This is a genomic window from Pseudomonas sp. NFACC13-1 (genome assembly GCF_900104425.1).
GTDB lineage: Bacteria > Pseudomonadota > Gammaproteobacteria > Pseudomonadales > Pseudomonadaceae > Aquipseudomonas > Aquipseudomonas fluorescens_AA.
The window spans coordinates 38,470-63,314 of record NZ_FMXV01000018.1; the positions used below are offsets into that span (position 1 = coordinate 38,470).

Annotated in this window: 37 protein-coding genes and 1 pseudogene; 28 read left to right on the forward strand and 10 right to left on the reverse strand. The window is 59.1% G+C overall.

All coding sequences use genetic code 11. The annotated features are described in order from the left end of the window. Positions 1-14: 14 nt before the first annotated feature. From BLQ55_RS20785 to BLQ55_RS20805, 5 genes are all read right to left on the reverse strand, one after another. Entirely contained in the window at positions 15-884 is an 870-nt protein-coding gene (locus tag BLQ55_RS20785; protein ID WP_092256534.1) for an adenine nucleotide alpha hydrolase family protein, read from the reverse strand. A gap of 55 nt (positions 885-939) precedes the next feature. Continuing rightward, a complete protein-coding gene (locus tag BLQ55_RS20790) occupies positions 940-2,100 on the reverse strand; it encodes an RNA-directed DNA polymerase (RefSeq protein WP_176814232.1) in 1,161 nt (386 codons plus the stop codon). Positions 2,101-2,311: 211 nt separating this feature from the next. Beyond that, complete coding sequence (locus BLQ55_RS20795; protein ID WP_092256540.1) at positions 2,312-2,668, reverse strand: four helix bundle protein; 357 nt, start codon at positions 2,666-2,668, stop codon at positions 2,312-2,314. Between the two features lie 53 nt (positions 2,669-2,721). Continuing rightward, on the reverse strand, positions 2,722-3,342 hold the full coding sequence (locus BLQ55_RS20800) for an Lcl C-terminal domain-containing protein (protein ID WP_092256545.1): 621 nt from the start codon (positions 3,340-3,342) through the stop codon (positions 2,722-2,724). Between the two features lie 77 nt (positions 3,343-3,419). Next, the gene (locus BLQ55_RS20805; RefSeq protein ID WP_092256549.1) at positions 3,420-4,013 is read right to left on the reverse strand and encodes an Lcl C-terminal domain-containing protein; all 594 of its coding nucleotides are present in this window, start codon (positions 4,011-4,013) and stop codon (positions 3,420-3,422) included. A gap of 106 nt (positions 4,014-4,119) precedes the next feature. Here BLQ55_RS20805 and BLQ55_RS20810 point away from each other — a divergent pair, with 106 nt between their 5' ends. Continuing rightward, on the forward strand, positions 4,120-4,704 hold the full coding sequence (locus BLQ55_RS20810) for an SEC-C metal-binding domain-containing protein (protein ID WP_092256552.1): 585 nt from the start codon (positions 4,120-4,122) through the stop codon (positions 4,702-4,704). Between the two features lie 48 nt (positions 4,705-4,752). On the opposite strand, the gene BLQ55_RS20815 is transcribed toward BLQ55_RS20810, so the two are convergent. Together BLQ55_RS20815 and BLQ55_RS20820 are read right to left on the reverse strand one after the other, a co-directional pair. Next, on the reverse strand, positions 4,753-5,052 hold the full coding sequence (locus tag BLQ55_RS20815) for a hypothetical protein (RefSeq protein WP_256326627.1): 300 nt from the start codon (positions 5,050-5,052) through the stop codon (positions 4,753-4,755). Between the two features lie 11 nt (positions 5,053-5,063). Continuing rightward, positions 5,064-5,345: a hypothetical protein gene (locus BLQ55_RS20820; RefSeq protein ID WP_092256558.1), complete on the reverse strand. Its 282-nt coding sequence runs from the start codon at positions 5,343-5,345 to the stop codon at positions 5,064-5,066. A 1,062-nt stretch (positions 5,346-6,407) separates the two neighbouring features. Here BLQ55_RS20820 and BLQ55_RS20830 point away from each other — a divergent pair. Further along, complete coding sequence (locus BLQ55_RS20830; RefSeq protein WP_092256562.1) at positions 6,408-6,716, forward strand: DUF1654 domain-containing protein; 309 nt, start codon at positions 6,408-6,410, stop codon at positions 6,714-6,716. Positions 6,717-6,766: 50 nt separating this feature from the next. On the opposite strand, the gene BLQ55_RS32600 is transcribed toward BLQ55_RS20830, so the two are convergent. Genes BLQ55_RS32600 through BLQ55_RS20845 form a run of 3 tightly spaced genes read right to left on the reverse strand, consistent with a single transcriptional unit; the run spans position 6,767 to position 8,315 of the window. Then, entirely contained in the window at positions 6,767-7,117 is a 351-nt protein-coding gene (locus tag BLQ55_RS32600) for a hypothetical protein (protein WP_256326629.1), read from the reverse strand. Then, positions 7,114-7,380: a hypothetical protein gene (locus BLQ55_RS20840; RefSeq protein ID WP_092256565.1), complete on the reverse strand. Its 267-nt coding sequence runs from the start codon at positions 7,378-7,380 to the stop codon at positions 7,114-7,116. Before BLQ55_RS20840 ends, BLQ55_RS32600 begins: the two co-directional genes overlap by 4 nt. A 53-nt stretch (positions 7,381-7,433) precedes the next feature. Continuing rightward, positions 7,434-8,315: a LexA family transcriptional regulator gene (locus BLQ55_RS20845; protein WP_143011762.1), complete on the reverse strand. Its 882-nt coding sequence runs from the start codon at positions 8,313-8,315 to the stop codon at positions 7,434-7,436. Positions 8,316-8,419: 104 nt separating this feature from the next. Here BLQ55_RS20845 and BLQ55_RS20850 point away from each other — a divergent pair, with 104 nt between their 5' ends. The 26 genes and pseudogenes from BLQ55_RS20850 to BLQ55_RS20970 all read left to right on the forward strand — a co-directional run bounded on the left by BLQ55_RS20850 (position 8,420) and on the right by BLQ55_RS20970 (position 24,156). Continuing rightward, positions 8,420-8,614, forward strand: coding sequence for a Cro/CI family transcriptional regulator (locus tag BLQ55_RS20850; RefSeq protein ID WP_092256568.1), 195 nt, complete (start codon positions 8,420-8,422; stop codon positions 8,612-8,614). Between the two features lie 66 nt (positions 8,615-8,680). Then, positions 8,681-9,103 (forward strand): phage regulatory CII family protein, encoded by a 423-nt coding sequence (locus BLQ55_RS20855; protein ID WP_092256571.1) that lies wholly within the window; start codon positions 8,681-8,683, stop codon positions 9,101-9,103. 141 nt (positions 9,104-9,244) lie between these two features. Beyond that, complete coding sequence (locus tag BLQ55_RS20860; protein ID WP_092256574.1) at positions 9,245-10,030, forward strand: helix-turn-helix domain-containing protein; 786 nt, start codon at positions 9,245-9,247, stop codon at positions 10,028-10,030. Then, positions 10,027-10,701, forward strand: a complete 675-nt coding sequence (locus tag BLQ55_RS20865; protein WP_092256577.1) for a replication protein P — start codon at positions 10,027-10,029, stop codon at positions 10,699-10,701. Before BLQ55_RS20860 ends, BLQ55_RS20865 begins: the two co-directional genes overlap by 4 nt. Continuing rightward, on the forward strand, positions 10,698-10,916 hold the full coding sequence (locus tag BLQ55_RS20870) for a DUF3310 domain-containing protein (protein ID WP_092256580.1): 219 nt from the start codon (positions 10,698-10,700) through the stop codon (positions 10,914-10,916). Before BLQ55_RS20865 ends, BLQ55_RS20870 begins: the two co-directional genes overlap by 4 nt. Beyond that, a complete protein-coding gene (locus tag BLQ55_RS20875) occupies positions 10,916-11,218 on the forward strand; it encodes a nuclease domain-containing protein (protein WP_092256583.1) in 303 nt (100 codons plus the stop codon). Before BLQ55_RS20870 ends, BLQ55_RS20875 begins: the two co-directional genes overlap by 1 nt. Beyond that, on the forward strand, positions 11,215-11,631 hold the full coding sequence (locus BLQ55_RS20880; RefSeq protein WP_092256586.1) for a VRR-NUC domain-containing protein: 417 nt from the start codon (positions 11,215-11,217) through the stop codon (positions 11,629-11,631). Before BLQ55_RS20875 ends, BLQ55_RS20880 begins: the two co-directional genes overlap by 4 nt. Further along, on the forward strand, positions 11,628-12,905 hold the full coding sequence (locus BLQ55_RS20885; RefSeq protein ID WP_092256590.1) for a tyrosine-type recombinase/integrase: 1,278 nt from the start codon (positions 11,628-11,630) through the stop codon (positions 12,903-12,905). The genes BLQ55_RS20880 and BLQ55_RS20885 overlap by 4 nt, the downstream gene beginning before the upstream one ends. A 228-nt stretch (positions 12,906-13,133) precedes the next feature. Continuing rightward, positions 13,134-13,454 (forward strand): hypothetical protein, encoded by a 321-nt coding sequence (locus tag BLQ55_RS20890; RefSeq protein WP_092256593.1) that lies wholly within the window; start codon positions 13,134-13,136, stop codon positions 13,452-13,454. A gap of 3 nt (positions 13,455-13,457) precedes the next feature. Continuing rightward, the gene (locus BLQ55_RS20895; RefSeq protein WP_092256596.1) at positions 13,458-14,021 is read left to right on the forward strand and encodes a hypothetical protein; all 564 of its coding nucleotides are present in this window, start codon (positions 13,458-13,460) and stop codon (positions 14,019-14,021) included. A 199-nt stretch (positions 14,022-14,220) separates the two neighbouring features. Then, complete coding sequence (locus tag BLQ55_RS20900) at positions 14,221-14,553, forward strand: phage holin, lambda family (RefSeq protein WP_092256599.1); 333 nt, start codon at positions 14,221-14,223, stop codon at positions 14,551-14,553. 60 nt (positions 14,554-14,613) lie between these two features. After that, positions 14,614-14,799, forward strand: coding sequence for a hypothetical protein (locus tag BLQ55_RS20905; RefSeq protein WP_092256602.1), 186 nt, complete (start codon positions 14,614-14,616; stop codon positions 14,797-14,799). After that, entirely contained in the window at positions 14,790-15,164 is a 375-nt protein-coding gene (locus tag BLQ55_RS20910) for an HNH endonuclease signature motif containing protein (RefSeq protein ID WP_092176537.1), read from the forward strand. Before BLQ55_RS20905 ends, BLQ55_RS20910 begins: the two co-directional genes overlap by 10 nt. 160 nt (positions 15,165-15,324) lie before the next feature. Next, a complete protein-coding gene (locus BLQ55_RS20915) occupies positions 15,325-15,810 on the forward strand; it encodes a phage terminase small subunit P27 family (RefSeq protein WP_092177005.1) in 486 nt (161 codons plus the stop codon). Continuing rightward, positions 15,810-17,534: a terminase large subunit gene (locus tag BLQ55_RS20920; RefSeq protein ID WP_092256605.1), complete on the forward strand. Its 1,725-nt coding sequence runs from the start codon at positions 15,810-15,812 to the stop codon at positions 17,532-17,534. Before BLQ55_RS20915 ends, BLQ55_RS20920 begins: the two co-directional genes overlap by 1 nt. Continuing rightward, a complete protein-coding gene (locus BLQ55_RS20925; protein ID WP_092256608.1) occupies positions 17,534-18,832 on the forward strand; it encodes a phage portal protein in 1,299 nt (432 codons plus the stop codon). The genes BLQ55_RS20920 and BLQ55_RS20925 overlap by 1 nt, the downstream gene beginning before the upstream one ends. Before the next feature lie 3 nt (positions 18,833-18,835). After that, a complete protein-coding gene (locus tag BLQ55_RS20930) occupies positions 18,836-19,708 on the forward strand; it encodes a head maturation protease, ClpP-related (RefSeq protein ID WP_092256610.1) in 873 nt (290 codons plus the stop codon). Positions 19,709-19,720: 12 nt separating this feature from the next. Next, entirely contained in the window at positions 19,721-20,929 is a 1,209-nt protein-coding gene (locus tag BLQ55_RS20935; protein ID WP_092256613.1) for a phage major capsid protein, read from the forward strand. Positions 20,930-20,970: 41 nt separating this feature from the next. Beyond that, positions 20,971-21,228 carry a hypothetical protein gene (locus BLQ55_RS20940; RefSeq protein WP_092256616.1) on the forward strand — a complete coding sequence of 86 codons (258 nt, stop codon included), beginning with the start codon at positions 20,971-20,973 and terminating at the stop codon, positions 21,226-21,228. A gap of 2 nt (positions 21,229-21,230) precedes the next feature. Further along, entirely contained in the window at positions 21,231-21,707 is a 477-nt protein-coding gene (locus BLQ55_RS20945; protein ID WP_092256619.1) for a head-tail connector protein, read from the forward strand. Further along, entirely contained in the window at positions 21,707-22,042 is a 336-nt protein-coding gene (locus tag BLQ55_RS20950; RefSeq protein WP_092256622.1) for a phage head closure protein, read from the forward strand. Before BLQ55_RS20945 ends, BLQ55_RS20950 begins: the two co-directional genes overlap by 1 nt. After that, on the forward strand, positions 22,035-22,565 hold the full coding sequence (locus BLQ55_RS20955; RefSeq protein WP_092256625.1) for an HK97-gp10 family putative phage morphogenesis protein: 531 nt from the start codon (positions 22,035-22,037) through the stop codon (positions 22,563-22,565). The genes BLQ55_RS20950 and BLQ55_RS20955 overlap by 8 nt, the downstream gene beginning before the upstream one ends. After that, positions 22,562-22,930, forward strand: a complete 369-nt coding sequence (locus tag BLQ55_RS20960) for a tail completion protein gp17 (protein ID WP_092256628.1) — start codon at positions 22,562-22,564, stop codon at positions 22,928-22,930. Before BLQ55_RS20955 ends, BLQ55_RS20960 begins: the two co-directional genes overlap by 4 nt. Positions 22,931-22,992: 62 nt before the next feature. Beyond that, positions 22,993-23,337: pseudogene (locus BLQ55_RS32605) on the forward strand (phage tail tube protein); the annotation flags it as partial. Positions 23,338-23,454: 117 nt separating this feature from the next. Next, positions 23,455-23,721 carry a phage tail tube protein gene (locus BLQ55_RS32610; RefSeq protein ID WP_256326632.1) on the forward strand — a complete coding sequence of 89 codons (267 nt, stop codon included), beginning with the start codon at positions 23,455-23,457 and terminating at the stop codon, positions 23,719-23,721. Between the two features lie 9 nt (positions 23,722-23,730). Next, a complete protein-coding gene (locus BLQ55_RS20970; protein ID WP_092256634.1) occupies positions 23,731-24,156 on the forward strand; it encodes a phage tail assembly chaperone family protein, TAC in 426 nt (141 codons plus the stop codon). Positions 24,157-24,845: the final 689 nt, after the last annotated feature.

Consider the following 24,845-nt stretch of genomic DNA (forward strand, 5'->3'; position numbering starts at 1 on the left):
TGGAGTGGGGGAGTTCAGTCGCCACAAAAACAATCGATGTCTTCGGCGAGATAGTCGAAATCGAAGTCGGTTTGCCGGGAGCGCTGCTCAGCCGACCAGCCCATGGTCTTGTAATCGGCCCGGTCCTGCCGGAAGACCTGGCCGAACCTCTCTTCGGTGCCTGACCACCAAAGAACCCGCGATGGGTCTTCCATGATCGTCTTGATCAGCTTTCCTTCGTTCTTCTTCCAACATAGGTCGCAGTTGCCAAAATCAGAATCCATGCCTAGATCAAATGGCTGAGCCGCCCAGAACGCGGCGACATCCTCTTTGGTGATGCCGGCGGTGTAGGAGGGACAGACGTTGTCCCAGCGCGTCCCGCCGCGGTCGTTGGCCGCCATCATTCGGTGGTAACGCTTCGGTTCGTCGTACCGGATTCCGACGACGCAGTCCCACTCTGTGTAGCCCAGGGCTCGCATGTGCTTCTCGCCGATCTTCACCTTCAGGTAAGCGGTGCACATATTGTTCGAGAAGTTCGGCAGCACCGGTGGCAGGTTCTTCTCTGCCTTCCGGTATGCGGCGTAATACTCGAGCATCATCGTGAAGGGCTCGCCGTTGCGACTGGCCGTTTCGAAGCCCACCAGCTTGTACCAGGGCGCATCGTCCGGCTGACCGTAAACGCGGCACCACTCCATCCACACGATGTTCACGCTCCACCGCTTGGCGATTTGGTCGATAAAGACCAGCGTCTCCTCGCGCTCTTTGCCGGTGTTCTGGAAAAACAGGTGCACATCCGGCGGCAATGTTCCGCCGTGGGCTTCAAGGATCTTGTGGACCATGTGCCCGCTGGTGCGACCACCGCTGATGCCGATCTGGGCCGGGCCGGTGATCAGGTAGGGATTCATAATTGCTCCAGACAGCCGATTGCCTCGCCGGCTGGCGTGATCCGAGTTTGTGGGTTTATTTCTTCGGGTAGGTCTTGGTCAGGCTGCCGTTCACCGTGTTGCCGCGCTTCAGCACGACGCGGGCGAGGGCTGCCCGATCCTTCTCGCTGTGGCTGGCCTGGCTCAGCAGGCCGAAGTAACTGTTTGCGGTTTCGCGCAGATCCTCGGCTGGCGCCTGGGTTGTTCGCTTCAGGGCCTGGGCCAGTGATCGCTTGCGGGTGGTCCGCCGCCAGGGCTTGATTACGTGCCCGACGAAGTCGACGCCCCGGTCAACTGGCTGGAGAATCGTTTTCGTTGGGTTCAGCCTGGCGCCCAGGCTGGGCAGGAACGCCTGTACTTGGGCCAACCAAGCATTGAGCTGTTGCGGCGACTCATGCAGGAACACGAAGTCATCGACGTAGCGGACATAGTGCTTGGCGCCGAGCTGGTGCTTGGCGAACTGGTCCAGGGCGTTGAGGTACACGTTGGCGAAGAACTGCGACGACAGGTTTCCGATAGGCAGGCCCAGGCGGGCAGGCTGAGCGGTCAGGCGCTTGTGTTGCGGCACCCGGTTGAACAGATGGGCCGGGCTGCGCACCTCGTAATCCTCGCGAGGGTCATGCATCAGGATCTGCTCAGCGAGGGACAGCCACCAGGGTTCGGTGATCTTGGCGGCCAACTGCCGACGTAGTACCTCTTTGTCGATGGCGACAAAGAAGTTCGCCAGGTCGCATTTCAGGTAGAAGATCGGCTTCGACCAGTTCTCGCTGGCGCTGCGGATCTTCGACTCAAGGCGCTTTGCGGCGTACAACGTGCCGCGCCCCGGGATGCACGCGCAACTGTCCGCTATGAAGCTGGCGTAGAAGCGCGGTGCCACATGGTTGTACAGCAGGTGGTGCACGACGCGGTCCCGAAAGGCTGCTGCCCAGACTTCCCGGGCCTTCGGTCGGGTGACCACAAAGCAGATGGAGCGGCCTGGCCGGTAGGTGCCGGCGATCAGGTCGTTGTGCAGCTCGATCAGGTTGCGCTCCAGATCCATTTCGAAAGCCAGCGCGCTGTCGCTGTTGCGCTTGGAGCGTCGGCAGTCGTAATAGGCCTGGACAAGATCGCTGAACGGGTAGGGACCAACGTTCGAATCTGCGGACGGGGCGGACGCGGAGCTCGTTGTTCTTGTCGTTGTTGTTCTGATTGCCATCATCGAAGTTCATGTTGAATGCGTTGTTGGCGGAGCGCTGCGACCTATCGTGCTATCTACGTCCCCAAGCCGAAGGCAGAGCCGATCAGCGAGGAAACTGCGCAAGACCTACACGGACGCTTTAGACCGGCGGTATCTCTTGTGCGCATGGCGGTGACCCGAAGGCCAGCGGCACGACCAGATTCAATTCGCACAGACCTGGAAGCCGTAACTCTCAGGTGGCGGGCGCGGTTGGGGTGGAGCGTTTCCAGGCGTTGGCCTGTTTGCCAATTGAGGTGGTCACCTCAATTGCCTTGGCATGCTGCGGGACGCTGATGAATCGGTTTTCCTTGAAAAGCCGCATCAGGAACTCGATGACCTGGACCTTCTCGACCAGCGAGGTCAGGTGTGGATGTTTGTCCCGGGTCGAGTTAGCCCGGGCAATCAACATCAGCACGTCGATGCACTCATCAATCACCCGCTTGCCAAGCGACTGCTTCAGGTCGCGGGGAATGTTTCGGGTAAGGTTCGTAGCCATCTGGAGTAGACCCATCGAAACCTTGTAGATTTGCAACTCCGTGTGCATCGCCATCGGCGCGCCCTCCTTGGGCCACCGGCCGCAAGCGGCCGGATTAAATAAGCAAATTAATCAATCAATTGACTGCGGACGGGGCGGACGCGGAGCTCGTTGCCCTTGACGCCGTTGAGCTGAAAGCCACCATCGAAGTACATGAAGAAGGCGTTGTTGGCGGAGCGCTGCGAACTCGACCAGTACCAGGTGTCTCTGAAGGCCTCAGGGCCACCTTCCTGGAAGGCTTCGACGCTGGTCTGGGTCGGCGATTCGGCGCTGTACAGCAGGCCCACAGGCTCGCTGTTTGGGTTGTCACCGTTGCGACCGTAAGCCCAGTTCTCTTCGGTGGTCGGTTTGAAGTTGCGGTACTGCAGTTCCTGCACGTCGCGGGCCGGGATGGCCCAGTCGGCGAAGCCGTCGATGTCCAGGGCCAGGACCTTCTGAGCCAGTTCGCTGCCGGCCGCTGCCATGGCCTCAGTGTTGGCCCGGCTGTCGGTGAAGCTGTCGGCGCCGTCGATTTTCTCGCCGTATTTGCCCCAGGCACCGACCAGCTCATGCTCGGCGCCGGCGGTGATGTTCAGGTAGCGCTTGCCCGTGGCAGGGTCACGAGTGATGCCGGAGAAGAAGCCGCCGCCGAAGGGCTGGCCGATTGCCGGAATGGTCAGTGCTGGTACTGCTTGAGCTACTGCGGACATGGTCTTTCCTCTTTTCGAAGGCAACAAAAAAGGCGCTGCTGCGCCCGGTGCCGGATCAAGAACGAATGGATGAAGGATTAAATAAAGAATCTGCGGACGGGGCGGACGCGGAGCTCGTCGTACTTGGCGTTGCCGCCCTGACAGCCAGCATCGAAGTACATGCCGAATGCGAAGTCGGCGGAGCGCTGCGAACTCGACCAGTAGACGCCCTCGCTGATCAAGTCATGGACCCAGGCCTGATAGAGCTGGGCCGCCGCTGGAAGGTCGAAGTCGGAGTGCCCGTCAGCGGTGTATGCCCGGCACGCTTCGGCGGCTGGATGACCTCCTGCCGCGATCAGTGCGTCGGTGTTGGCCTTGCCGTCCCATTTACTGGTGGCGTCCGACTCTTCGCGGTATCGACCCCATGCGTGCTCCCCGATATCGCTTGCAGCGAAGATCAGGTAGTGCTCTGGAACATCGCCGCGAGCGGCAACGTGACCGCCGTTGATGCCGCCCAGGCCGGGCCAGTACTCGCCCAGAGCCGGAATGGCTGTCGGCGCGACAGGCTCAACGTTTGCTGCTGGCGGAAACATCACTGCGAACGTGCTGGCGAATGCCAGTTTGGCAAGGGATGACGCCGGCATCTTGATCGTGGCGTCGCCGTGCTTCAGGGTAATCATTTCGGGCTTCATGGGTTTTCCTCAGGATGGCGCCGCCCTCCGTGACCGGTGGTGGCAATTTGGTTTTGGTTGGAGTATTACAGGACGGGTGAAGCGAAAAATAAGAAGGGGCAAGTAAATGGCATGGACAGGACTGCGAATTATCAATCCCGTCAACTGTTCGTTTGAGGACACTAAAGCTACCGGTGATTGGGACACCGCTATCGCCGTGGAAGGTGGTACAGGCACGAGGTTCTCGAACACCTCAGTGGATATTGCAAGAGCTCCATTGGCTGAACACAAAAACATTGGACGAAACAGTCGATGCCCTTGTGGCTCAGGTAAAAAATTCAAGAAGTGTCACGGAGGGGTAAATATGTCACCTGCAATAATCAGCAAGAATGGCGCTTCAAATTTCACCGACACAAAGATTGTTACGGATGGCGTAGCTCTTCAACTCGAAAACGACAAGAGCACCTTCAACCGTACAACGATTTTCGCGGGAAGCAATATCGATTACTCCGAGCTGGCTGCAAGCCTTAATTTGCCACATGACGTCCCACTTGACTTGTTGCGCGAGGCTGTTGGTCAGATAAAAGATTCCAAGAATCCAGGACTTATCGAGCAGTCGGAACTTAAAACCTGGCTGCATGAAAACGGATTCAATATGGCTTGCTGGGCTCAGGTCGCCCTTTCGCTGGTTACCTTTGCGTTTTCTGGTTGAGACATAGATCCAGCGTGGGCTGCGGAAAAGTTAGTTTGTTGACGCACTTTATCTTGCGTCAACAAACTTGATCGCGTTTTCCCTGCAGATCAATTGCACTCGCTTGATGTGCATCTTAAGCACGCTGGCGACCTCGCTTACTGTCTTGCCTTCCTCGACCAGCCCCCGAACCTTGGGAGCTATCTTGTCGCGCTGAGCGCGCAGCTTGTTGTGGTGGCCGGTGGTGCCGATGAAGGGCGCCTCTGCGCTGGCACCTGGCTCGATCTGTTCGACAGTCTTACCGCTGCCAAAAAACTGCTCCAGTTTCTGGTTCAGGTCCTGGATGATTGCGTCCCGAGGGTTGGGCATTGGCTCGCCTATCATTGCTCGACACCCTGCAGCGTGACCTTTACGCCGTCGGCCCGTGCTTCGAGTACCTGGGCGAAGTTGATGGCTGCCTTCCAGGTCCAGCGGAAGCCCTTGGTCAAGCCAGTGGAGCGCTCAACGATGTGATAGGCGTTGCCCTTGGTGACGACCTGGTAGCGAATCTTGCTGACTGGCACGGGCCGGCCGATCATCGCGTAGAACTCGGCGGCGGCTGCCGTGGCCCGGATTTGAAGTGCGATGTTGCCTTCGACGCGGGCTTGCATTGCTGGGTGCATGGCTTATCCCTCGGTGTTGGGTTGCGTTCATTCGTCAGCATTCTGGCCGCCGGCTGTTTGCCGTTGGGCGCCGGCGAGAGTGCTGACGAAAAAAGGCAGGTCGAAAAAAAGCCCGATCGAGACCGGGCTTTCGTTGGCTTCACACAGACCTCCCTATGTGAGCGCCGAGTGCCTTCGTTGGAAGGGCTAGGTCTGAGCTATTTCATGATGGTCATCCTCCTGGCGGGTTGATGTGGGATGCAGGCGGCCGGCACTGCCCGGCACGTATCAGGCCTGGTCGCTCGTACCTGAACGACCCCGCGAATCGCCTACTACTCATTGCTTTCATCCCACTGCACCCTGTTGCCAAGGTGCAGAAGTGATGCTGTCCGCCGTGACCCGCTACTGGAGTCGGTCATTGGCTTGAATCAAATGTGCCCGGCCTCGCTGCTGGCGACAGGCCGGGGTATCGCATCAACAATGTCTGTCGCGCTACACCGCCGACGGCTTCACGCTGCGCTTGTTCGGCCTTGAGCTTCCCTGTTCACGGCGCCTATATCGGCTTCGGCTCCGTGGTCGTGGGGTTCGGTTTCGCTACACGACTGCCAACTGCAGCTCGGCGGCCTACTGGGTAGGGCAGTTCGTCGTGGGTTGCCGGTCCGCGTTCCGGCTGGTCTCACTTGTGCATCGGCTGTTTCCTCCTATTGGTGTTTGTTCTCCACCACGCGCATCGCCCGATTCATATCTCTGGCCAGGTCACACATTTCGTGTCCGGTGTTCTTCCTGGCTGGCTTGCGTGGTTTCGCGTACTCACATGTGGGAGCACGGCAGCTATCCAGAGGCTGCATGGACGACGGTTTAGCTTTCTCACCACCGGGGTTGCCGGTACGTCGTTGGGTCACGTCAGGTTGTGTAAAGAGCGGCGGGTCTGTTGAGGCCCTGGCGAGTCGCTGTGGCGTCTCGATGGATGTAGTTAACCATCGGTATATTTGTACGTCAATACCGATGGTTAATTTATTTTTAGTGGGCGTGCGATATGCTTCACTTAATACTGGATGTTTGTACAGTTATTAGGAGGTGATCATGAGCGAACAAGAACAACAGGCGCCCCACGGGCGGTATGAAATGTCCGGGATAGAGAGGCTAGGGCTAAGGGTCTCGAACATGATCAATCACCCGGTCGCGCAGATTCAGCGCTGGGTGACAATCCACCGCCTGGATAACGACGGGGAGAGGGAATGGAAGGAAGTGACGGGGCTGCTATCCGAAACGGACGGCATAGACATGACGTTCAACGACGATGGGTCGGTGACTCTGCGGTGGGAGGCGAGTGCCGAGGAGGATCGGCTGGTAGAGGTCATGGAAAGGGTAGAGGAGGCGGCACCTTTCTGATGGACAAAGAAAAGCCCGGCCTGTGGCCGGGCTTCGGATTGACAGCTGCCTCAGCTTCCTGTGAACAGCTTCGTCAGCCCGAAGGTGATGGCACAAGCTAGACCTGTCATAGCGATAGCTGTGCCGACGCACCATTTCAGCATGCTTAGCTCAGTATTCGCCAAGTCCGCTTTTGTCGCAGTATGTTTATCTATGGAATCAACCTTCACCAAGATCAGGTTGAGCTTTTCCTTGATCTCGGGAAGCGTGGCCTCTAGTGCCGCTACACGAGCTTCCAATTCATTGCCTCCTGGTGGGTTTCCTCCAGTATGTCCCCCTCCGGATCCGTTGTCACGATCGCCCCGCTCAGCTTTCAGCTTTTCAAGCTCCCGCATCATCAGCCTGAGATCAATATTGCTCATTCCGTTTTCCCAACGAGAGGTCTGATCGATGCCATAGCATCATCCCCGACGAACTGCTCCATTTTTTCAATTATCTGGTCAATAACTGCGAGAGATTCCTGTGCCGCCGCCTTCACATCCGGTGATGTCGAAGAGTCTTCTTGGATTGCCTTTGCAAGCGTAAGTGTTGCACGAGCCTGGTACATGGAAATTACCAGTATCTCTCCCATCTTTGTGCCTAGGATCTCTCCAAGAGATTTGCCGCTATGTTTATCATCGTCCACTGGTAAAAAGCTCCTATGACCCAGATTTTTTGATCAGTCACTGCATGGAGTAACTAGACAAGACATGCATTCCACACCAGAAGCACCCGTGCTTGAATGTAGGTATCTTCTGCGCGGATCGTCCTTGGCGGATGGAGGGCGTTATCTGAGATCATGCTGAGCTGGTCATCGCCCAGCCACTGGAGCCGCTTGATGTACAGATGGCCGTCCCAGGAAAACATGTAGATTCCATCACCAACGAACTCGCGGATGCTGATGTCCACGAGCAGGGGGTCCCGGTGCTTGATGGTCGGCGCCATCGACTGGCCCCAGCCTGTCACCATCTTGAGGTGGAAGTGCTCTTTGAACTCGACGCCCATCTCACGCAGATGCTGGGGGCTGACTCGGATGTCCTGGAGCATTTCAGGATAGTCGTGTGGGATCTGCCCGCCGCCCATGGCGGCGCGGATGTCGTAGTGCGCAATCCACACCTCATCCCCGACAGCGCCGGGGCGGTAGTAGTCCAGCTCGATCGCTCCATCTCCATCCTCAGCCTGTGCCACCGCTAGCAATCGCCTGCGGGCATCCTCGGAAAGGTTTTTCCCGCTTCGACTCAGCATTTCTCGGACGACATCGGCCGCTGTGCCGCCGGTTGAGTAGCTGCCGCCGTTCTCCCGCACAACCGGCGCGCTTGTCAGGCTGCGAATCTCTTCAGCCAAGCGCGGGCTGAAAGCCTCAACCGGTTCCTGAATCAGCCGGGCTAAAACCGCTGCGAACTGAGCATTCAAGGGGTTGATCCCCTTGAAGTAGAGGTTCACCGCAGCGGGTGTCATACCGGCCGCATCGGCGATCTTTTTCTGACTCAGCTTCAGCTCGTTCTTCTTTGAGAGGAACAGTGCGTGCGCGGCTTCGCACTCGGCCAGGCGGTCAGGAGGTAGGATTCGTTTTTTCGTCATCGCGCGAATGTATACCAACGGTTAAAAATAAGAAGAAACCATCGGTATTGATTAAAAATTAACAGATGGTTAATATCAGCCTCAACTAAAACCGAGGCTTGATCATGAACGAGACCCCCCTCGACAAGTTTGTTGCTGAAAAAGGGCAGTCCGAAGCCGCAAGGCTTCTTCGTGTCACTGCCCCGGCTATTCACAAAGCGCTCATCGCGAAACGGGACATTCGGGTTTTGGAGCTTCCAGACGGGAGCTTCCGGGCGAGTGAGCTGCGGCCGTTTCCATCTCAAAAGTCGGCTGCCTAACGCGCTGAACACATCATCGCTCACGCTTCGCTGGGCTTCTACGGAAACAAAATCGAGGTTTTACGAATGGAAAATTTCTTGAGGGCTTGCCACACCACCGTCAAGGAAAGTGGGGCGGAGGAGCTGGCTGGAAAAATGTGCCTGGCGCACGTGAGCCTGCTGCAGCGCTCCAACCCCGACAACGCCGCCCACCACCTGACCGTTGAACACCTGTTTGGCATCTTGCTGCACACCCGTGACATGCGCCCGCTGGTAACGCTTGCTAATCAGTTCGGTTATGACCTGGTTGCCCGCGAGAAGCCGGCCGCAAAACCGCTGATGGTTGCTTTGGGGCACCTCTCTGCGGAGTGCGGCGATGTCGGCCGGCTGATCTTCGACGCTGCGGCGGACAACCACATCAGCCAGCACGAAAAAGCCCAGGGTGAGAAAGCAATTCAAGAGGCCATCGACGCGCTTCACATCCTGCGCGAATCGCTGAAGGCCGCCTGAATCGCAGGCATAAAAAAGCCGCCTGGCAGGGCGGCTCTTTCGACAATTTGTAAAACACAGTGGGGCCATTATGAACAAGACCATCGCTCCGTGCAATACAGCTGAAAAACTCCAAGGAATCTCGTCGTGAGCGTTCAAGCTATGTCCTGGGCGCTGTCGCTGCCCGTTCAAACCCTTAAGGACTCCAGCGCCCGCCACGTGCTGTTGTGCCTTGCCAACTATGCCGGCTCCAATGGTGCCGGGGCCTTCCCATCGGCTTCGACCCTTGCCCAGGACACTGGCCTGTCCGAGCGCACCGTGCGTTACAAGCTGGACGCCCTGGAAGAGTCGGGCCTGATCAAGAAAGGAAACCAGGCGATTGCCGCCGTGCACATCGATCGCCACGACCGGCGCCCGGTGGTGTATGACCTCCAGCTGATACGGGGTGCAAATCCTGCACCCCGTAATGAGCGGGGTGCAGATGACGCAACGGGGTGCAACTCACAACAGAACGGGGTGCAGCCTGAGACAGAACGGGGTGCAGAATCTGCACCCAATACGTCAATTAACCATCAAGTAACCGAACAGCAGCTGCAGCGCGAGTTTTCCGATCACCTCGCTGAGCAGGATCGCCAAACGCTCGACGCTCTCGATCAACCAACTGATTCCCGGCAACGCTTCTCGATGTTTGCCAAGTGGACCTACGACCCAGACCAACTCGAAAGCCAGCTCCACCTGATGGGCCTGAAGTTCGACACAGTCACCGACGAGATAGTCGGCTCGTTCAAAGGTTTTTTCATCGCAAAAAGCGAAACCCGCGACTCGGCTGGTGGCTGGTGCTATCGCCTGGCCAAGTGGATCAAGCGTGACCGCGCGGTAAAGTCTGGCGAAGTGGTCGACGACATGGACGGTTCCGGTGACTGGACAGCCAAGGGGGTTCGCCTGTGAAAACCGCAACTCATGTCCGCGACCTGATCGCAACCCGTCGAACTGACCCGACTTACCAGCCTCCGGCGGATCCAGTCGTTGTTGAAGTCAACCCCGCAACGAAGGTCGTGATCGACAACCTTTTCCTACGGCTGCGTGGCGCGTGCGGCGCCTGGCGTCAATCCTGGCCAACCGAGGCGGTGATGAACGCCGCGAAGCTGGAGTGGCTGGGCGAGTTCATGCGTTCGGGCATCACCCGAATGGAGCAGATCGACCACGGCATGCGGGTACTGAGCGCGAGCAAGGTTGCATTTGTGCCGGCGCCTGGGGTCTTCGTCAGCTGGTGTTTCGCACCCGAAGGCCTGGGCCTGCCCAGTGTGGAGAAAGCCTACGCCCAGGGCCTGCGCAATTGCCACCCGGCCATGCGCGCCTCGGCGAAGTGGATGCACCCGGCCATTTATCACGCCACGGCCGCCGCAGGCTTCCACAGCCTGCCGCTGCTGTCCCGTGAACTGGGTCTTGCCAGCTTCGAGCGGCACTACCTGGCCCAGTGCCGGAAGCTTTGGCAGGGCGAACCGTTGGGGCCGATCCCCGCCGCCGAGTTGGCAGCACCCCAAGCAAAGCGAACCCCTGAAATTGGCAACGACGCCCTGGCCAAACTGCGCGCAATCCGCGCCGGAGCATCTCAATGAGCGCATTAGATACCCAAGTGGCCGGTGGTCATTATAAGTCACTGAAGATCCAGCCGATCGAATACATCCATGCCAACGGAATTCCGTTTGCTGAAGGCAGCGTGATCAAGTACGTGACGCGGTGGCGTGACAAGGGCGGCCTTGCTGATCTGGAGAAAGTGAAGCACTTCCTAGAGCTGCTGATCGAGCTGGAGCAGCGCGTGAGGGGCCTGTAATGAAGGTGACCTCGAAGAAACTCCGGGCCTCGGCCAACGGCCAGGACTGCGCCGTGCGTATGCCCGGCGTCTGCAACCACAATCCGGAAACCACCGTCCTGGCGCATTTGCCATGCGGGCAGAAGGGCATGGGCATGAAGGGCTTCGACACAGTCGCAGTCTACGCCTGCAGCGCTTGCCATGATGTCATCGACGGCCGGGCCGCTGGCGACGTTGAATGGGCGGACATGCCGCGCGCCATTGCCGAAACCCACGAGGCGCTGATCAGGGCCGGGATACTGACCGTCAAGGGGGCCGCATGAAGGCGTTTGGGTTGAAGCCGAAGCGCGCCAAGTCCATCGACCGTGAAGGCCTGGAGCAGGCCGCGCTACTGAAGGAGGTCACTCTGCGTTACCCGGCTGCCGCGAAGCTGATCTACCACGTCCCGAACGGCGGCCACCGCCACAAGCTGGTGGCGATCAAGCTGAAAGAGCAGGGCGTGAAGGCCGGGGTTCCTGACCTGGTGCTGCCCATGGCCCGCGGCGGGTACTTCGGGCTGTACATCGAGTTCAAGGCCATGCCGCCGTTCGACGCGGCCGTCTCTGCCAGCCAGGACGCCTACATCCAGGCGCTGACCGAGCAAGGCTATCTCGCCATCGTTTGCCGTGGGCACATCGACGCCCTGGAAGCGATCCGGGCCTATCTACTGCAACCACCAACGAGGGTCGCCGCATGACCACCGCCATCGTATCACTCACCGAGCCCGAGATCCGCCGGCAGGCCGCCGACCAGGCGGTGACAACGCTACGTGACCCCCGTCACCCGGGCTTGTACATGCGGTTCGCTCAGGACCGCCAGCGGGGCACCTGGTATCTGGTCCATCGAAAGAAGTGGGAGCGCATCGCCGGCTACCCTGACTTGAACGCAAAGACGCTGCTCGGCGTGCTGCCCCAGATCCGCGCGCGACTCGCTGCCGATCCATCGGCCACCGCCGTTGAGGGTACGTTGAGCACCGTCGGCGAGTTGCTGACGTGGTTTGCAGATCGGCAGTCCCGTGACCGTAGCCTATCCTCGAAGCGCCGGAAAACCGCTAAGTCAGCCATCAACTGTCACCTTCTCCCACGCCTGGCGGACATGCCGGTTGCTTCCGTTACGCGTTCGAGCCTGGACCAGGCCGTAATGTGGCCGCTTCAGGAGGTGCTGAGCCTGTCCTACGTTCGCCTGATGTGGGGCGTGTTGGTGGTTGCGTTCCAGCAGGCCTTCAAGCTGAAGATGATCGCCACCAATCCGATTGCCGGGTTCAAGTTCACGGACTTCACCAAGGCGAAAATCCAGCCTAAGACATCGCGACTGCGGTCCGTGCAGATCGAATCGATCCTTGGGCAACTGGCCGCCGGGTTCGATCATGATCCGGCGGGCTGCATGCTGGCGCTGATGATGCTCTGCCATGGCACAAGGGTAGGGGAGACGCGCCAGGCCCGTTGGGCTCACATCACCCTTGGCGAGGTGGGCGAGTGGTTCATGCCAGCCGAGAACACCAAGACCCGCTGTGAACATACCTTGCCCGTCACGCCACAGGTCGGGGCACTGCTGAAGCGGTACCGCGACTGGCAGTCCGCACGCGGCTATACCGGCGCCTATCTGTTCCCATCCAAGAATGGCAGCGCCATGACAGAGGGTCAGGCCTGCGCAGTGTTCGCCAGCCTGGGCCAGGGTGAGTGGACAAGCCACGACCTCCGGAAAGTGGCCCGCACCGCCTGGACGGATCTCGGCGTGGATTTCCTCATAGGCGAGATGCTGGTGAATCACACCCTGAGCAGGAACGTGCAGACCTATATCCACACCTCGGCATCGGTGCTCAAGCGCGAAGCGTTGGAGAAGTGGCACGCATGGTTAGACGGGAACGGATTCACCTCTATTCATGGGTGCATATGCGGTGGAAATGGAAATTCGCAAAACCCCGACGAGGCCTTGACCGGCGCGGCCTCCAGACAAATCAAGAATCCGTAAAAGGCGAGGTTTAAAAGTGACTAAATCGACCATGAAGGTACAGTTCGGTAGCCGCGAAGTTCTCCTCGTCCAGGGTGAGAGGACCGCTGCAGGTCACCAGGTTTATGAGGTAGATGGTCAGCGTTGCTGGGCGAATGGCGTTATTGGGTTGATGGATCAGCGTGGAGATCCTGTTCCAGGCCTTGGCACCCGGGTGATCTTTTGTCCAGTCGAGCAGGTGCCGGCCAAATGAAGAAGTCCCACGGCCCAGCCTTCCGCGCGGCCCTACTAGACCTTGCCAAGTGCCCGGCATGCCGAGGCAAGGCGGTGATCAGTGGGGTATTCCATGAGTTGGCCTGCGTGCAGTGCAATGCCTCGGGCTGGGTCACCGCCGAAACCGGCGAGGCGCTGCCGCTGGAGGTACTGGTGACGCAGTTGAGCATTCGCCTTCAGGCTGCTGAGCAACAGATCAAGCTGATGAGCCGCCCTGGGCCCACATCGTGCCCGTCGGCTCAGTATGAGCAGAGCAATCGCCGCGGCGCCGGCGGCACCAATTACACAGGGGATTGAGCCATGGCTATGTACAAAGACGTGATGGGCACCCTGGTGCGGGTGCTGGCAGCGGACAACATCGACAACAGCACCAAGCAGTCCTGGCAGAAGCTGATCGACGCAGACCTGCGACAGGGTGGCACCGGCAGCACGCTATCAGTGCGGGACAAGTTCGATTATGACTGCTGCCTGTATGCGCTACTGCACCGCCAGCTTGAGCCGGCTCAGTGGGATGTGCTGGTGGCGAAGTACTCCACCCACAAGGCCAACAAGGTCGGCGCCATTGGCCGCCTGGTCGCTCGCATGGTTTCGCCGGCACCGCAGCTGTTCATCTATAAGGCTCTGACGGCCTGGGCCATACCGAAGCTGAAGGGCGTGCAGGTAGGCAAGCGCTCCACGGATATGATCGTGCTGCCAGCCGAGTTCTATGACATGAACACATGGGATCTGGCGGGTTCACCGGAGCGAACCCGACGCAACTGGCGAGGCGGAATCCACAAGCGTCTGGAGAAGCTCGAAGAGCAGGCTGTGATCCACGCGACCGAGATATTCGACAGTGAGCAAATCTTTGTAGATGCCGCTTGACCAGTTGGCCGACTGGCCGTAAATTAACCCCATCATGTCGATCTTGCGTGTCGTGATACTCCAGCGAACGCAACGACACACATAAAGCCCCGCCACTGAGCGGGGCTTTTTCGTTTTCGGCTCCTGCACACCCATCGTTCCGAATTGGGAGTGAGCCAGGAGCCGGATCTATTCGCTCCCCGAAAGGGAGGAAGCTGAGATGCCGAACATGCCAGACAAACCAGACACCTTGGCGATAGCGCTTGCGTGGTTGAGCCAGCATTCGCCAATCCTCTATGCCGCCTCGTTGTCCTGTGCAATGGCTGTCCTGCGGATCACCTATGGTGGCGGCACCCGCCGCCAGATGATCGTGGAAGGCGCGATCTGCGGCGGACTCGCCCTGACGATCATCAGTGGACTTGAGTTCTTCTCGCTCCCACAGAGCATGGCTACCTTCGTTGGTGGCTGGGTTGGCTTCCTGGGTGTCGAGAAGATTCGTTCCATTGCCGACCGGGTCACAGACTTCAAGCTGCCAAGCCGCAAGCCAGAGTAATGGCCTGCAGTGGATGCGCCGCCCGGCGCGAATGGATCATTAAGATGAAGAGGCTTGCATATGAGCGAGCAGCTCAAATCCTTGGCAAACCTGTTGAGCCAGATACTGGCCGAGCAGGGGAGGCAGACCGCACTGCTGCAACGGATGGCCGACCAACAGTTGATGTTGATCCAGGCAATGGCTGATGAGCCGGAAGATCCTGATGCGCTGCCGCTGACTTACATGGATGGCACCCCATGCCTCTAAGGCCAAAGAAGCCGTGCAACGCCCAAGGGTGCAATACGCTCACGCGCAACCCCCGATACTGCGACGAGCACGCTCACTTACTGAAGAGTGCGGCCCGTGCCAGGCCACGCGAGAGCAGCACCAAGCGCCACTACAACTACAAGTGGCAGCAGGCCAGGGCTGGCTGGCTGGCGAAGCATCCACTGTGCCGACACTGTACCGAACGCGGCTTGGTGGTCGTGGCCACGGATGTTGACCACATCATTCCCCACCGCAACGACATGGTTCTGTTCTGGGATAAGACCAACTGGCAGAGCCTGTGCGGCCCATGTCATTCGGCCAAGACGGCGGCTGAAGACGGTGGGTTCGGCAATGCGCGGCGCTGAAAAGCAGAACACCACCGAAAAAACAGTGAAATCCAGCCAAATGAGAGAGATTCGCGCTCATGGGGTGGGGGTGGGTCAAAAGTCCAGGCCCTTTGGCTTCTAGACCGCGCCCTCAGCCTTTCTTTCACGACCGCGAAATTAAAAAATCAGGAGTTGCGCGATGGGGGGCACCGCCACGGTCGCCGGCCGTGGTCGCAAACCCAAGCCGACGGCCCAGAAGAAACTAGCTGGGAACCCCGGTAAGCGGGCCTTGAACGAGGCCGAACCGCAGTTTTCCACCGTCACAAATATTGACCCGCCGGACTGGCTGAGCCCTCGGGCTGCGACCATGTGGCGGATGCTAATACCTGAATTATTGCGCGAGCATGTTGTTGCGCTCACTGATTTGCACAACGTCGAAGCGTTCTGCACCGCCTACGACAAGTGGCGGATGGCAGAGGAAGCGGTCCAACAGTTTGGCATCGTGGTCGAGTCCGCCCAGGGCAGCCCCATGAAGAACCCGGCACTCACCGCTGCGAACGAATCGATGCGGCAACTGGTGACCTTTGGCTCGCTGCTGGGACTGGACCCATCCAGTCGCACCAGGATCATCGGCGGTAACAAGCAAACCTCAACCAACGAATTCGCCAAACTACTGAGTTCCTGATGACCAAAGCCACGCACTCCAACGTCGACAAGGCGATGGCGTGGGCTCGGTCTGTTCTGCGGGGGAAAGTACCGGCGTGCCGATATATCCATCAGGCGATTCAACGCCACTTCGATGACCTGGCTGCTAGCCGAAAGCGCGCATTCCGCTTCAAGTTCGATCCAGCAAAGGCGGAGAAGAAGCTGAAGCTGATCCAGCTTCTGCCTCACACCAAGGGTGAATGGGCCTTCAAGCGCCAGTTGATATCGCTGGAGCCCTGGCAGCTGTTCGGCCTGGCGGTGACGTTTGGTTGGGTCAAGAAGAAGGGAGGGCACCGCCGGTTCCGCGAGAGCTACTGGGAAGTGCCGCGCAAGAACGGGAAGTCTGTTGTCGCCGGCGGTGTGGGCATCAGCATGTTCGTGGCTGATGGCGAGTTCGGCGCCGAGGTGTACGCAGGCGCGACAACGGAAAAGCAAGCCTGGGAAGTTTTCCGTCCTGCCAAGCTCATGGTCAGTAAGTCGCCCATGCTGGTTGAGGCCGCGGGCATCGAGGTAAACGCCTCGAACATGAACATCCCGTCCGACTTCAGTCGCTTCGAACCACTGATTGGCAACCCAGGCGACGGTGCATCACCCAGCTGCGCGATCGTCGACGAATACCACGAACACCCGACATCGGCCCAGTACGACACCATGCTCACTGGGATGGGCGCACGCCGGCAGCCGCTGATGTTCATCATCACCACCGCCGGCGCCGATATCGAAGGGCCTTGCTACGACAAGCGCCGCCAGGTGGTGGAAATGTTGGCCGGAACCGTGCCTGACGATGAATTGTTCGGCTGGATCTGGACGCTCGATGAAGGCGATGACTGGACCGATACAAAGATGCTGGCCAAGGCCAACCCGAACCACGGAGTTTCGGTATTCCAAGAGTATTTGGAAAGCCAACAGGCCCGGGCCATTCGCTCGGCGCGGTTCGCAAACACGTTCAAAACGAAGCACCTCAACCTTTGGGTGAGCGCGAAATCCGGTTTCTTCAACATGGAAGACTGGAAATCCTGCGAGGACACGACTCTTACGCTTGAGCAGTTCGAAGGGCAGGAGTGGATCGCAGGCTTCGACTTGGCGCGCAAACTGGACATGAACTCGCGAGCGCGGCTGTTCTGGCGAGTGATCGATGGGAAGACGCATTACTACAGCGTCGCGCCGAAGTTCTGGGTGCCTTACGACACCGCTTTCAACACCGATAACAAGCGTATGTCTGAACGGTTCCAGGCTTGGGTGAACTCCAAGCATTTGGAGGTGACCGACGGCGCCGAGATCGATTACCGCGAAATCCTCGAGGACACCAAGGAGGCGAATCACCACGCGCCGCTGCGCGAGTCGCCTATTGACCCGCACGGCGCGACGGGCTTGAGTCATGACCTAGATGACGAGGGCTTCAACCCAATAACCATCACGCAGAACTACACCAACATGTCGGACCCCATGAAGGAACTCGAGGCGGCGATCACCGCCGGCCGGTTCCATCACGACGGTAACCCAATCATGACCTGGTGTATCGCCAACGTGATCGGCAAAAACATGCCCGGCAATGACGATGTCGTGCGACCGATCAAGCAGGGCGATGACAACAAGATCGACGGCGCGGTTGCGCTGATCATGGCCATAGGTCGGGTCCTGGCAAACGCCGGTGAGCCTGATACCAGCGGCTTCTACGAAAACCCAATCATGGTAGGCATTTAATGGCGCGCGAAAAGAAGCCCGGGCGGGTCAGGTCGGCCCTGCAGAGCTGGCTCGGCGTGCCCGTAGGTCTGAACGACAAAGCGTTTTGGCAGGAATGGTTCGGTACGTCCGCGAGCGGCCAGGTTGTAACAGTGGACAAGGCGCTCCAGCTATCAGCTGTGTGGTCGTGCGTGAGGTTGCTTTCGGAGACAGTTTCCACTTTGCCGCTGCGGCTGTATGAGCGTGGCGTCGATGGCAGTCGTATCGCCGCCACGAGCCACCCGCTCTACGACATCCTCACGAAACGTCCGAACGCAGAGATGACGCCAGGTCGCTTCATGCTGATGGTAGTCGCCAGCATCTGTTTGCGCGGGAACGCCTTTGTCGAGAAGAAGCGCATCGGCACGCGAATCGTAGCCCTTAACCCGCTGCTGCCGCAGCTAATGACGGTCAAGCGCCTGGATACGGGGCGCCTCGAGTACACGTACACGATCGACGGAAAGCCCAGGGTGATCGCAGAGTCTGACCTGATGCATATCCGCGGCTTCGGCCTGGACGGGGTGTGCGGGATGCTTCCGGTTTCCACCGGGAAGGAAATCATGGGCGCCGCTATTTCTGCTGAAGAGGCGGCGGCCAAGGTATTTGCGCAGGGCATGCAGGCGTCGGGGATATTGAGCAGCGATGCCGCTCTTAAACCCGAGCAGCGGGAGCAGCTTCGAGCCAGCCTGCAGGCATTCATGGGTTCCAAGAACGCCGGCAAGATCATGGTGGCCGAGGCGGGTCTGAAGTACCAGGGCATCACCATGAACCCTGAGGCCGCTCAGATGCTTGAGTCCCGCGCCTATGGTATCGAGGAAGTCTGCCGGTGGTTCCGGGTGCCACCGTTTATGGTCGGGCACATGGACAAGCAGAGCAGCTGGGCATCGAGCGTTGAGGGCCAGAACCTGCAGTTCCTTACCAACTGCCTTCGGCCTCTGCTTGAAAACATTGAGCAGGAAATCGGCCGCTGCCTGCTGGACCGCGACGATCGCTATTTTGCCGAATTCGCCGTTGAAGGCCTGCTACGTGCTGACAGCCAGGGCCGGGCCAGTTACTACAACATCTGCCTACAGAACGGCTGGATGAGCCGCAATGAGGTGCGTCGCTTGGAAAACCTTCCGCCGATCCCAGGCGGTGACGTGTACACCGTTCAGTCGAACCTGTTGCCCATCGAACAGCTTGGACAAGGCGCAGACAGCGGCGAGCGAGTCAGAGCGGCGCTTTCCGACTGGCTTACCCCAAACGATAAAAGCCGATCCCCCGGCAGTTCTGGAGATTGACCCATGACAATTCGTAGCCTTCCGGCAGCGCCGGTGGGTCGCCCGTGCGCGGGCGTTTCCTTTGATCTGATGCCTCAGGCAATGGAGCGCTGGAACTCAACCATCCAGGCTGCTGATGGTGATGCCAAGAACACCATTTCCATGCTTGATGCGATCGGCTTCGATCCCTGGTCCGGTGAAGGCGTTACCGCCAAGCGGGTCTCGGCCGCGCTGCGCAGCATGGACGGGGCAGACGTGACCGTGAACATGAACTCCCCGGGTGGGGACATGTTCGAGGGGCTCGCAATCTACAACATCCTCCGAGAGTACAAGGGCCACGTGACCGTGAAGGTGCTCGGCCTGGCCGCCTCTGCTGCCTCAATCATTGCCATGGCCGCCGATGACCTACAGGTGGCGCGCTCGGGCTTCCTGATGATCCACAACGGCTGGACCATCGCCGCGGGCAACCGCCACCAGTTCCGCGAAGTGGCCGACATGATGGAGCCGTTCGACGCGGCCATGGGCGATATCTACTCCGCTCGCACCGGCAGTGATCTGAAGTCGATGCAAAAGTTGATGGACGCGGAAACTTGGATCGGGGGCTCCGCTGCCGTTGAGCAAGGCTTCGCTGATTCTCTTCTCGAGTCCGATTCCATCAAGGAAGGCACCAAGGCACAAGTTGGCCTGATCGCGGCACGAAAGCTCGATCTGATTCTCGCTAAGCAGGGCATGCCCCGTAGCGAACGACGCTCACTAATTCAAGAAATCAAGTCCGGCACGCCTTGCGCTGCCGAGCCCGGTACGCAAGACGCTGCCGACAACCTGGCCAATTTGGCCGAACCAATCGCCGAACTGGAACGAGCGCTCGCTCGCTTCTCGGCAGCCGCTACCAATTAAGGAAACGAAACCATGTCCGATCAAGCCCAGTTGCTTGCCAAGATGAGTGCCGATCTCGAAAAGGCTTCCAGCGATTTCAGCGCGAAAGCGGAAGCCGCACTCGGCGAAGCGAAAAAGGCCGGCACTTTGTCTGCTGAAACCAAGGCCGCCGTTGATGAAATGGCACTCAAATTTAACACTCTCACCGAAGCCGAGAAGCAGCTGAAGGCCCAGCTCGGCGAGCTGGAGCAGGAGTTCGCCCGAATTCCTACCCAAGCCGCGGCTTCTCAGCGCGAGACACTGGGCGGTACCGTCATCAAGAGCGAAGCCCTCGCTGAGTTTGCCAAAAGCATTCAAGGCAATCGCCGCGTCAGCGTTCCGGTTAACGCAGCGCTGCTGAGCACCGGTGTCGCCGAAGGTGTAGTTGAACCTAAGCGCTTGCCAGGCATCGACGTGATGCCTAAGCAGCGCCTGTTCATCCGTGATCTGATCGCCCCAGGCCGCACCACTTCCCCAGCGATCTTCTGGGTTCAGCAAACAGGCTTTACCAATGCAGCCCGTGTTGTTGCTGAAAATACCACCAAACCGTACAGCGACATCCAGTTCAACACCAAGATCACGCCGGTGACCACCATCGCGCACATGTTCAAGGCCTCGAAGCAGATCCTGGATGACTTCGCTCAGCTGCAATCGACCATCGACGCCGAAATGCGTTACGGCCTGAAATACGCTGAAGAATCCGAGATTTTGTTCGGTGATGGAACCGGCGTTCACCTACACGGCATCGTGCCGCAGGCCGAAGCCTACTCGGCCGCCTTCGAGCCTGACGCTATGACCCCAATCGACCAGCTGCGTCTGGCCATGCTGCAGTCGCAGCTCGCACGCCTCCCGGCCAGCGGCCACGTGCTGCACTTCACCGACTGGGCCAAGATCGAGCTGACCAAGGACACCTTGGGCCGCTACATCATCGGCAACCCGCTGAGCCTGGCTGGCCCAACGCTGTGGGGTCTGCCGGTGGTCGCTACTGAGCTTGCTGCTTTCCTGGGCAAATTCCTGACAGGTGCATTCCAAACCGGCGCCCAGATCTTCGACCGCGAAGATGCCAACGTAGTGATCTCCACCGAGAACGCCGACGACTTCGAGAAGAACATGATCTCGATCCGTTGCGAAGAGCGTCTTGCGCTGGCGGTCAAGCGTCCGGAAGCGTTCATCTACGGCACCTTCGCCACTCCAACCCCTTGATGTAGCGGGGCCGCCCGAGCGGCGGCCCTCCGGAGGCCGACATGAAATTGAAGACCCTCAAACCGCTGTACCTCGGCGGTAAAACACTGGTCGAAGGAACCTCGTTCTTGACAGGGGAACAGCACGGGCGGGAGTTGCTTCAGAAAGGCTATGCCGAACTGGACGACGGCAAGGATACCGCGGTGGTTGATTTGACCGGTTCTGAAGTCGAGTCAACACCCGTGACCTCTGCCAATGTCGCTACCGATCCTAAGAGCGGTACCAAGGCGAAGAACCACGACAAGAAAAAGGCTGACTGAGCATGAGCGTGATCGACATTGAACTTGCGATGAAGCATCTGCTGGCGGAGCCGGAAGACCAAGCACTAGTCCAGGCTCAGTTAGATGCTGCCGAGGAGGCCGCACAGCAGTTCCTGCATCGCCGGTTCTATGTCGATCAGGCCGCCTTGGACGAGGCGCAGCTCGATGTGATTCAGCGCACCCGTGATGCCCGAGGTGTGCTCGCGATCGCGGCAGATGCCGCTAATGCCGTTGAGAATCTTACAGACAGGTGCAGGCTCAAGGACCAAGCCCTGGAGCGCTATACCAACACGATCGCCGAAATCGACATGGTCGCGAACGGGATCGTCATCAATGCGGCGATTACAGCGGCCTGCCTGTTGAAGTTGGGCCACCTCTTCGCGAATCGTGAGGAGGTCGTCGTCGGCGTGACGGCCGAAGAGTTGCCCCACGCATCGAAGTCTCTGCTGATGCCATACCGCATCCGGATGGGTGTGTGATGAGGGCCGGTAAGCTACGGCACAGGGTGGACTTCCAGCGCCCGACCTTCGCGCAGGATCCTGTCACCGGAGAAATGGTGAAGACCTGGGTCGAGGTTTGGGCGAAGGTGCCAGCCAGCGTTGAGCCGTTGTCAGCTCGCGAGTTCATTGCCGCAGCGGCTACCCAGGTTGAAGTCACCGCGCGGATTGGTATTCGTCGGCGTGAGGGAGTGGAGGCAACGATGCGCATCATCCATCGCGGCAAGATCTACAACATCCAGGGCGTGCTACCCGACCCGAAGAGTGGCCTCGATTATCTAACGCTGCCCTGCAGCGAAGGGGTCAATGATGGCTGATGTGATCGAGTTCAAGATTGGCGGCCTTGAGTCGTTGCTGGGGAAGTTTGACGCTATCAGCTACGACACCAGGCGCAAGGGCGGTCGCGCGGCACTCAGGAAGGCGGCTCAATTGGTCGCTGAGGCAGCGCGCCAGAATGCGGAGCTCCTGAACGATCCTTCGACTTCCACCGAAATCGCCAAGAACGTCGCGCTGCGCTGGAACAATCGCCTGTTCAAACAGAGTGGCGACCTCGGTTTCCGTGTTGGGGTACTCGGCGGCGCCAAGCAGAAGAATAACTATCACACCCGCCGTGGGCGTGCCGGTGGCACCTTCGAGACCGGGGGCGACCAAAGCAACCCTGGCGGGAATACCTTCTACTGGCGGTTCTTGGAGTTCGGTACGTCGAAGATGGCCGCGAAGCCGTTCATGCGAAAGGCCCTGGCGGACAACATAGAGGCGGCCACGGCCATGTTTGTGTCGGAGTTCGATAAGACCCTGGACCGGGCCATTAAGCGTGCAGCCAAGAAGGCGGGCCCATGAAGTATCCACCAATTTTCCAAGTGGCTGCGGCCGACCCGGCAGTGACCGCGCTGCTCGGCGTGAATCCGACCAGGCTCTATCTGTTCGGCCTAGCCCCGGACAACCCCGCGGGCACGTATTGCGTCTGGCAGATCATCAACGGTTCGCCTGACAACTACCTGGCAGGCCGCCCAGACGTCGAGAGCCACACCCTGCAGATCGATGTCTACGCCGCCTCGGCTGCCGAAGCTCGTGCTGCGGGTCAGGCGCTGGAGTATGCCGTGGAGCTGTCCGCCTCGGTGGCCAGCTACAACGGTGAGGACCGAGACAGCGAAACAGGCCGATACCGCTACAGCTTCAGCGTGGACTGGATAGTCCGCCGATAACCAAACCCCAGAAACCAGCCCGCCGAGTGCGGGTTTTTTATGCCCGACATTTGGAGAACGCCATGTCGATCCTTTCCCAAGGAACCCAGATCTACGCGCTCGTGCCCACCATTGCGAATCCGGCCGTCTTCGAAATCCTTGAAATCGAATGCGCTACCGCTTTCAACCCCGGCGGCAACCCTGCTGACCAGATCGAAACCACGTGCCTGAGTAACAAGGTGCGGACCTATATGCGCGGTCTGCGTACCCCTGGCCAGGCATCGTTGACGCTGAATGCTGATCCGCGCAACGCATCCCACGTTCGCCTGCATCAGTTGTCCGAAGACGACAGCATCGAGAGCATCAGCTGGGCGGTTGGCTGGTCTGATGGCGTCGACATCGAGCCTACGGTTGGTGTTGTCGGAACCGTTTCGTCCATCGAAATTAGCTCCGGTGGTACCGGGTACACCAGCGCCCCAACCGTCGCTTTGACTGGCGGTGGTGGTACCGGAGCCACGGCGACCGCAAGTATCTCTGGCGGCGCGGTGACTGGCATCACGATCACCAATCCGGGGTCTGGTTACACCTCGGTCCCGACCGTTGCTTTTACCGGCGGCGCCGGTAGCGGTGCAGCGGCCACTGCTGAGCTTGGCGATGGCGGGCTCAGCCTGCCAAACACCCGAACCTGGTTTGTTTTCGACGGGTACGTCTCTGACTTCCCGTTCGATTTTGCGGCGAACAGCGTGGTGACCACGGCAGCTTCCATCCAGCGTTCCGGCGGTTCGGCCTGGATCCGCAAGACCAGCGCTTAAGGGGGCTCGATGAAACTGACACTCGAAAGTCTCAAGTCGGTCGGCGCCTTCACTGGCCGACCGGTGGAGAAGGAAATCAAGTGGTCGCAGGGCGATGAAGAGCTCTCTGCCACCGTTTTCATCCGCCCGCTTGGCTATCAGGCAGCAATCAGCGATGTGACGGCTTTGAACGGCAAGCACGACAGCTTGGCCGGGCGCATAGCCGCAAGCGTGTGCGATGAAAACGGGGCAGCTATTTTCACCGTCGGCGATATCACCGGTGATGCGGATCCCCAGCGAGGGGCGCTGGACGGCCGCCTGACGGTGGCGCTGCTGGCCGCTATCTTCGAGGTGAACAACTTGGGAAAGACGACGAGCTCGCCGGCCTTGAAGAGCTCTGGCACGAACTCGCCATCACCTTCGGCTGCACGATCGCGGAAGCGCAGGAAAGACTGAGCCTTCGCGAGTTCAATCGGTGGGCGAAGTATCGCAAGGAGCGCGGGTCTTTGAATGTTGGACTGCGAGTCGAGCGAAGCCTGGCAGTCTTGACATCCATGTACGCGAACAGGATCACCAAGGACGGTGGTTTCAAGCCGGAGGATTTCATGCCTCATGCGGGTGAGCGAGTGCTGACGCTGGCCGAGGCGATGGAGACATGGGCCTGACACTGGTAGAGTTCCAGTTTTTGGGGGATTCAAAGTGGCTCTAGCAAAGTGCAAGGAATGCAAGTCGATAATTTCGACGAGTGCGGCGTTTTGTCCGAGTTGCGGCGCTAAGCCGAGACGAAAAACCAGTTTTCTTACTTGGGTTGTCGGCGGATGTTTCGCTTTGCTGGTTTTCAACTTTGTATCAAACTCTGTTAATAAGCCGTATGAGCCGCCTCGACCAAAAATGTCCCCTGAGGAGGCCGCCATCGCTGAGCAGGGAAGACAGCGACAACTTGAGATCATTGTCGCGAAAAATTCTGTTACTGAACGGATGAAGGATCCTGAGTCTGTCCGGTTTGGCGAGGTAGTGAACCGAGGGGGGACAGTGTGTGGCTATGTAAATGCAAAAAATTCTTTTGGAGGGTACTCCGGAGACAGCGCATTTATATACGACTCCTCTTCAAAAGTAGTGATATTGCGGGGGCAGAGTCAGAACTT

Bases quoted from the DNA above. Each gene is read 5' to 3' on its own strand.
- BLQ55_RS20845 (WP_143011762.1), bottom strand. From the start codon at position 8,315: ATGACGAAAAAACGAATCCTACCTCCTGACCGCCTGGCCGAGTGCGAA.
- BLQ55_RS20900 (WP_092256599.1), top strand. From the start codon at position 14,221: ATGCCGAACATGCCAGACAAACCAGACACCTTGGCGATAGCGCTTGCG.
- BLQ55_RS20850 (WP_092256568.1), top strand. From the start codon at position 8,420: ATGAACGAGACCCCCCTCGACAAGTTTGTTGCTGAAAAAGGGCAGTCC.
- BLQ55_RS20855 (WP_092256571.1), top strand. From the start codon at position 8,681: ATGGAAAATTTCTTGAGGGCTTGCCACACCACCGTCAAGGAAAGTGGG.
- BLQ55_RS32600 (WP_256326629.1), bottom strand. From the start codon at position 7,117: ATGAGCAATATTGATCTCAGGCTGATGATGCGGGAGCTTGAAAAGCTG.
- BLQ55_RS20885 (WP_092256590.1), top strand. From the start codon at position 11,628: ATGACCACCGCCATCGTATCACTCACCGAGCCCGAGATCCGCCGGCAG.
- BLQ55_RS20955 (WP_092256625.1), top strand. From the start codon at position 22,035: ATGGCTGATGTGATCGAGTTCAAGATTGGCGGCCTTGAGTCGTTGCTG.
- BLQ55_RS20810 (WP_092256552.1), top strand. From the start codon at position 4,120: ATGGCATGGACAGGACTGCGAATTATCAATCCCGTCAACTGTTCGTTT.
- BLQ55_RS20870 (WP_092256580.1), top strand. From the start codon at position 10,698: ATGAGCGCATTAGATACCCAAGTGGCCGGTGGTCATTATAAGTCACTG.
- BLQ55_RS20930 (WP_092256610.1), top strand. From the start codon at position 18,836: ATGACAATTCGTAGCCTTCCGGCAGCGCCGGTGGGTCGCCCGTGCGCG.
- BLQ55_RS20895 (WP_092256596.1), top strand. From the start codon at position 13,458: ATGGCTATGTACAAAGACGTGATGGGCACCCTGGTGCGGGTGCTGGCA.
- BLQ55_RS20910 (WP_092176537.1), top strand. From the start codon at position 14,790: ATGCCTCTAAGGCCAAAGAAGCCGTGCAACGCCCAAGGGTGCAATACG.
- BLQ55_RS20805 (WP_092256549.1), bottom strand. From the start codon at position 4,013: ATGAAGCCCGAAATGATTACCCTGAAGCACGGCGACGCCACGATCAAG.
- BLQ55_RS20945 (WP_092256619.1), top strand. From the start codon at position 21,231: ATGAGCGTGATCGACATTGAACTTGCGATGAAGCATCTGCTGGCGGAG.
- BLQ55_RS20970 (WP_092256634.1), top strand. From the start codon at position 23,731: ATGAAACTGACACTCGAAAGTCTCAAGTCGGTCGGCGCCTTCACTGGC.
- BLQ55_RS20920 (WP_092256605.1), top strand. From the start codon at position 15,810: ATGACCAAAGCCACGCACTCCAACGTCGACAAGGCGATGGCGTGGGCT.
- BLQ55_RS20880 (WP_092256586.1), top strand. From the start codon at position 11,215: ATGAAGGCGTTTGGGTTGAAGCCGAAGCGCGCCAAGTCCATCGACCGT.
- BLQ55_RS20800 (WP_092256545.1), bottom strand. From the start codon at position 3,342: ATGTCCGCAGTAGCTCAAGCAGTACCAGCACTGACCATTCCGGCAATC.
- BLQ55_RS20950 (WP_092256622.1), top strand. From the start codon at position 21,707: ATGAGGGCCGGTAAGCTACGGCACAGGGTGGACTTCCAGCGCCCGACC.
- BLQ55_RS20830 (WP_092256562.1), top strand. From the start codon at position 6,408: ATGAGCGAACAAGAACAACAGGCGCCCCACGGGCGGTATGAAATGTCC.
- BLQ55_RS20960 (WP_092256628.1), top strand. From the start codon at position 22,562: ATGAAGTATCCACCAATTTTCCAAGTGGCTGCGGCCGACCCGGCAGTG.
- BLQ55_RS20915 (WP_092177005.1), top strand. From the start codon at position 15,325: ATGGGGGGCACCGCCACGGTCGCCGGCCGTGGTCGCAAACCCAAGCCG.
- BLQ55_RS20815 (WP_256326627.1), bottom strand. From the start codon at position 5,052: ATGCCCAACCCTCGGGACGCAATCATCCAGGACCTGAACCAGAAACTG.
- BLQ55_RS20925 (WP_092256608.1), top strand. From the start codon at position 17,534: ATGGCGCGCGAAAAGAAGCCCGGGCGGGTCAGGTCGGCCCTGCAGAGC.
- BLQ55_RS20860 (WP_092256574.1), top strand. From the start codon at position 9,245: ATGTCCTGGGCGCTGTCGCTGCCCGTTCAAACCCTTAAGGACTCCAGC.
- BLQ55_RS20795 (WP_092256540.1), bottom strand. From the start codon at position 2,668: ATGGCGATGCACACGGAGTTGCAAATCTACAAGGTTTCGATGGGTCTA.
- BLQ55_RS20790 (WP_176814232.1), bottom strand. From the start codon at position 2,100: ATGATGGCAATCAGAACAACAACGACAAGAACAACGAGCTCCGCGTCC.
- BLQ55_RS20890 (WP_092256593.1), top strand. From the start codon at position 13,134: ATGAAGAAGTCCCACGGCCCAGCCTTCCGCGCGGCCCTACTAGACCTT.
- BLQ55_RS20940 (WP_092256616.1), top strand. From the start codon at position 20,971: ATGAAATTGAAGACCCTCAAACCGCTGTACCTCGGCGGTAAAACACTG.
- BLQ55_RS20785 (WP_092256534.1), bottom strand. From the start codon at position 884: ATGAATCCCTACCTGATCACCGGCCCGGCCCAGATCGGCATCAGCGGT.
- BLQ55_RS20905 (WP_092256602.1), top strand. From the start codon at position 14,614: ATGAGCGAGCAGCTCAAATCCTTGGCAAACCTGTTGAGCCAGATACTG.
- BLQ55_RS20935 (WP_092256613.1), top strand. From the start codon at position 19,721: ATGTCCGATCAAGCCCAGTTGCTTGCCAAGATGAGTGCCGATCTCGAA.
- BLQ55_RS20820 (WP_092256558.1), bottom strand. From the start codon at position 5,345: ATGCACCCAGCAATGCAAGCCCGCGTCGAAGGCAACATCGCACTTCAA.
- BLQ55_RS20875 (WP_092256583.1), top strand. From the start codon at position 10,916: ATGAAGGTGACCTCGAAGAAACTCCGGGCCTCGGCCAACGGCCAGGAC.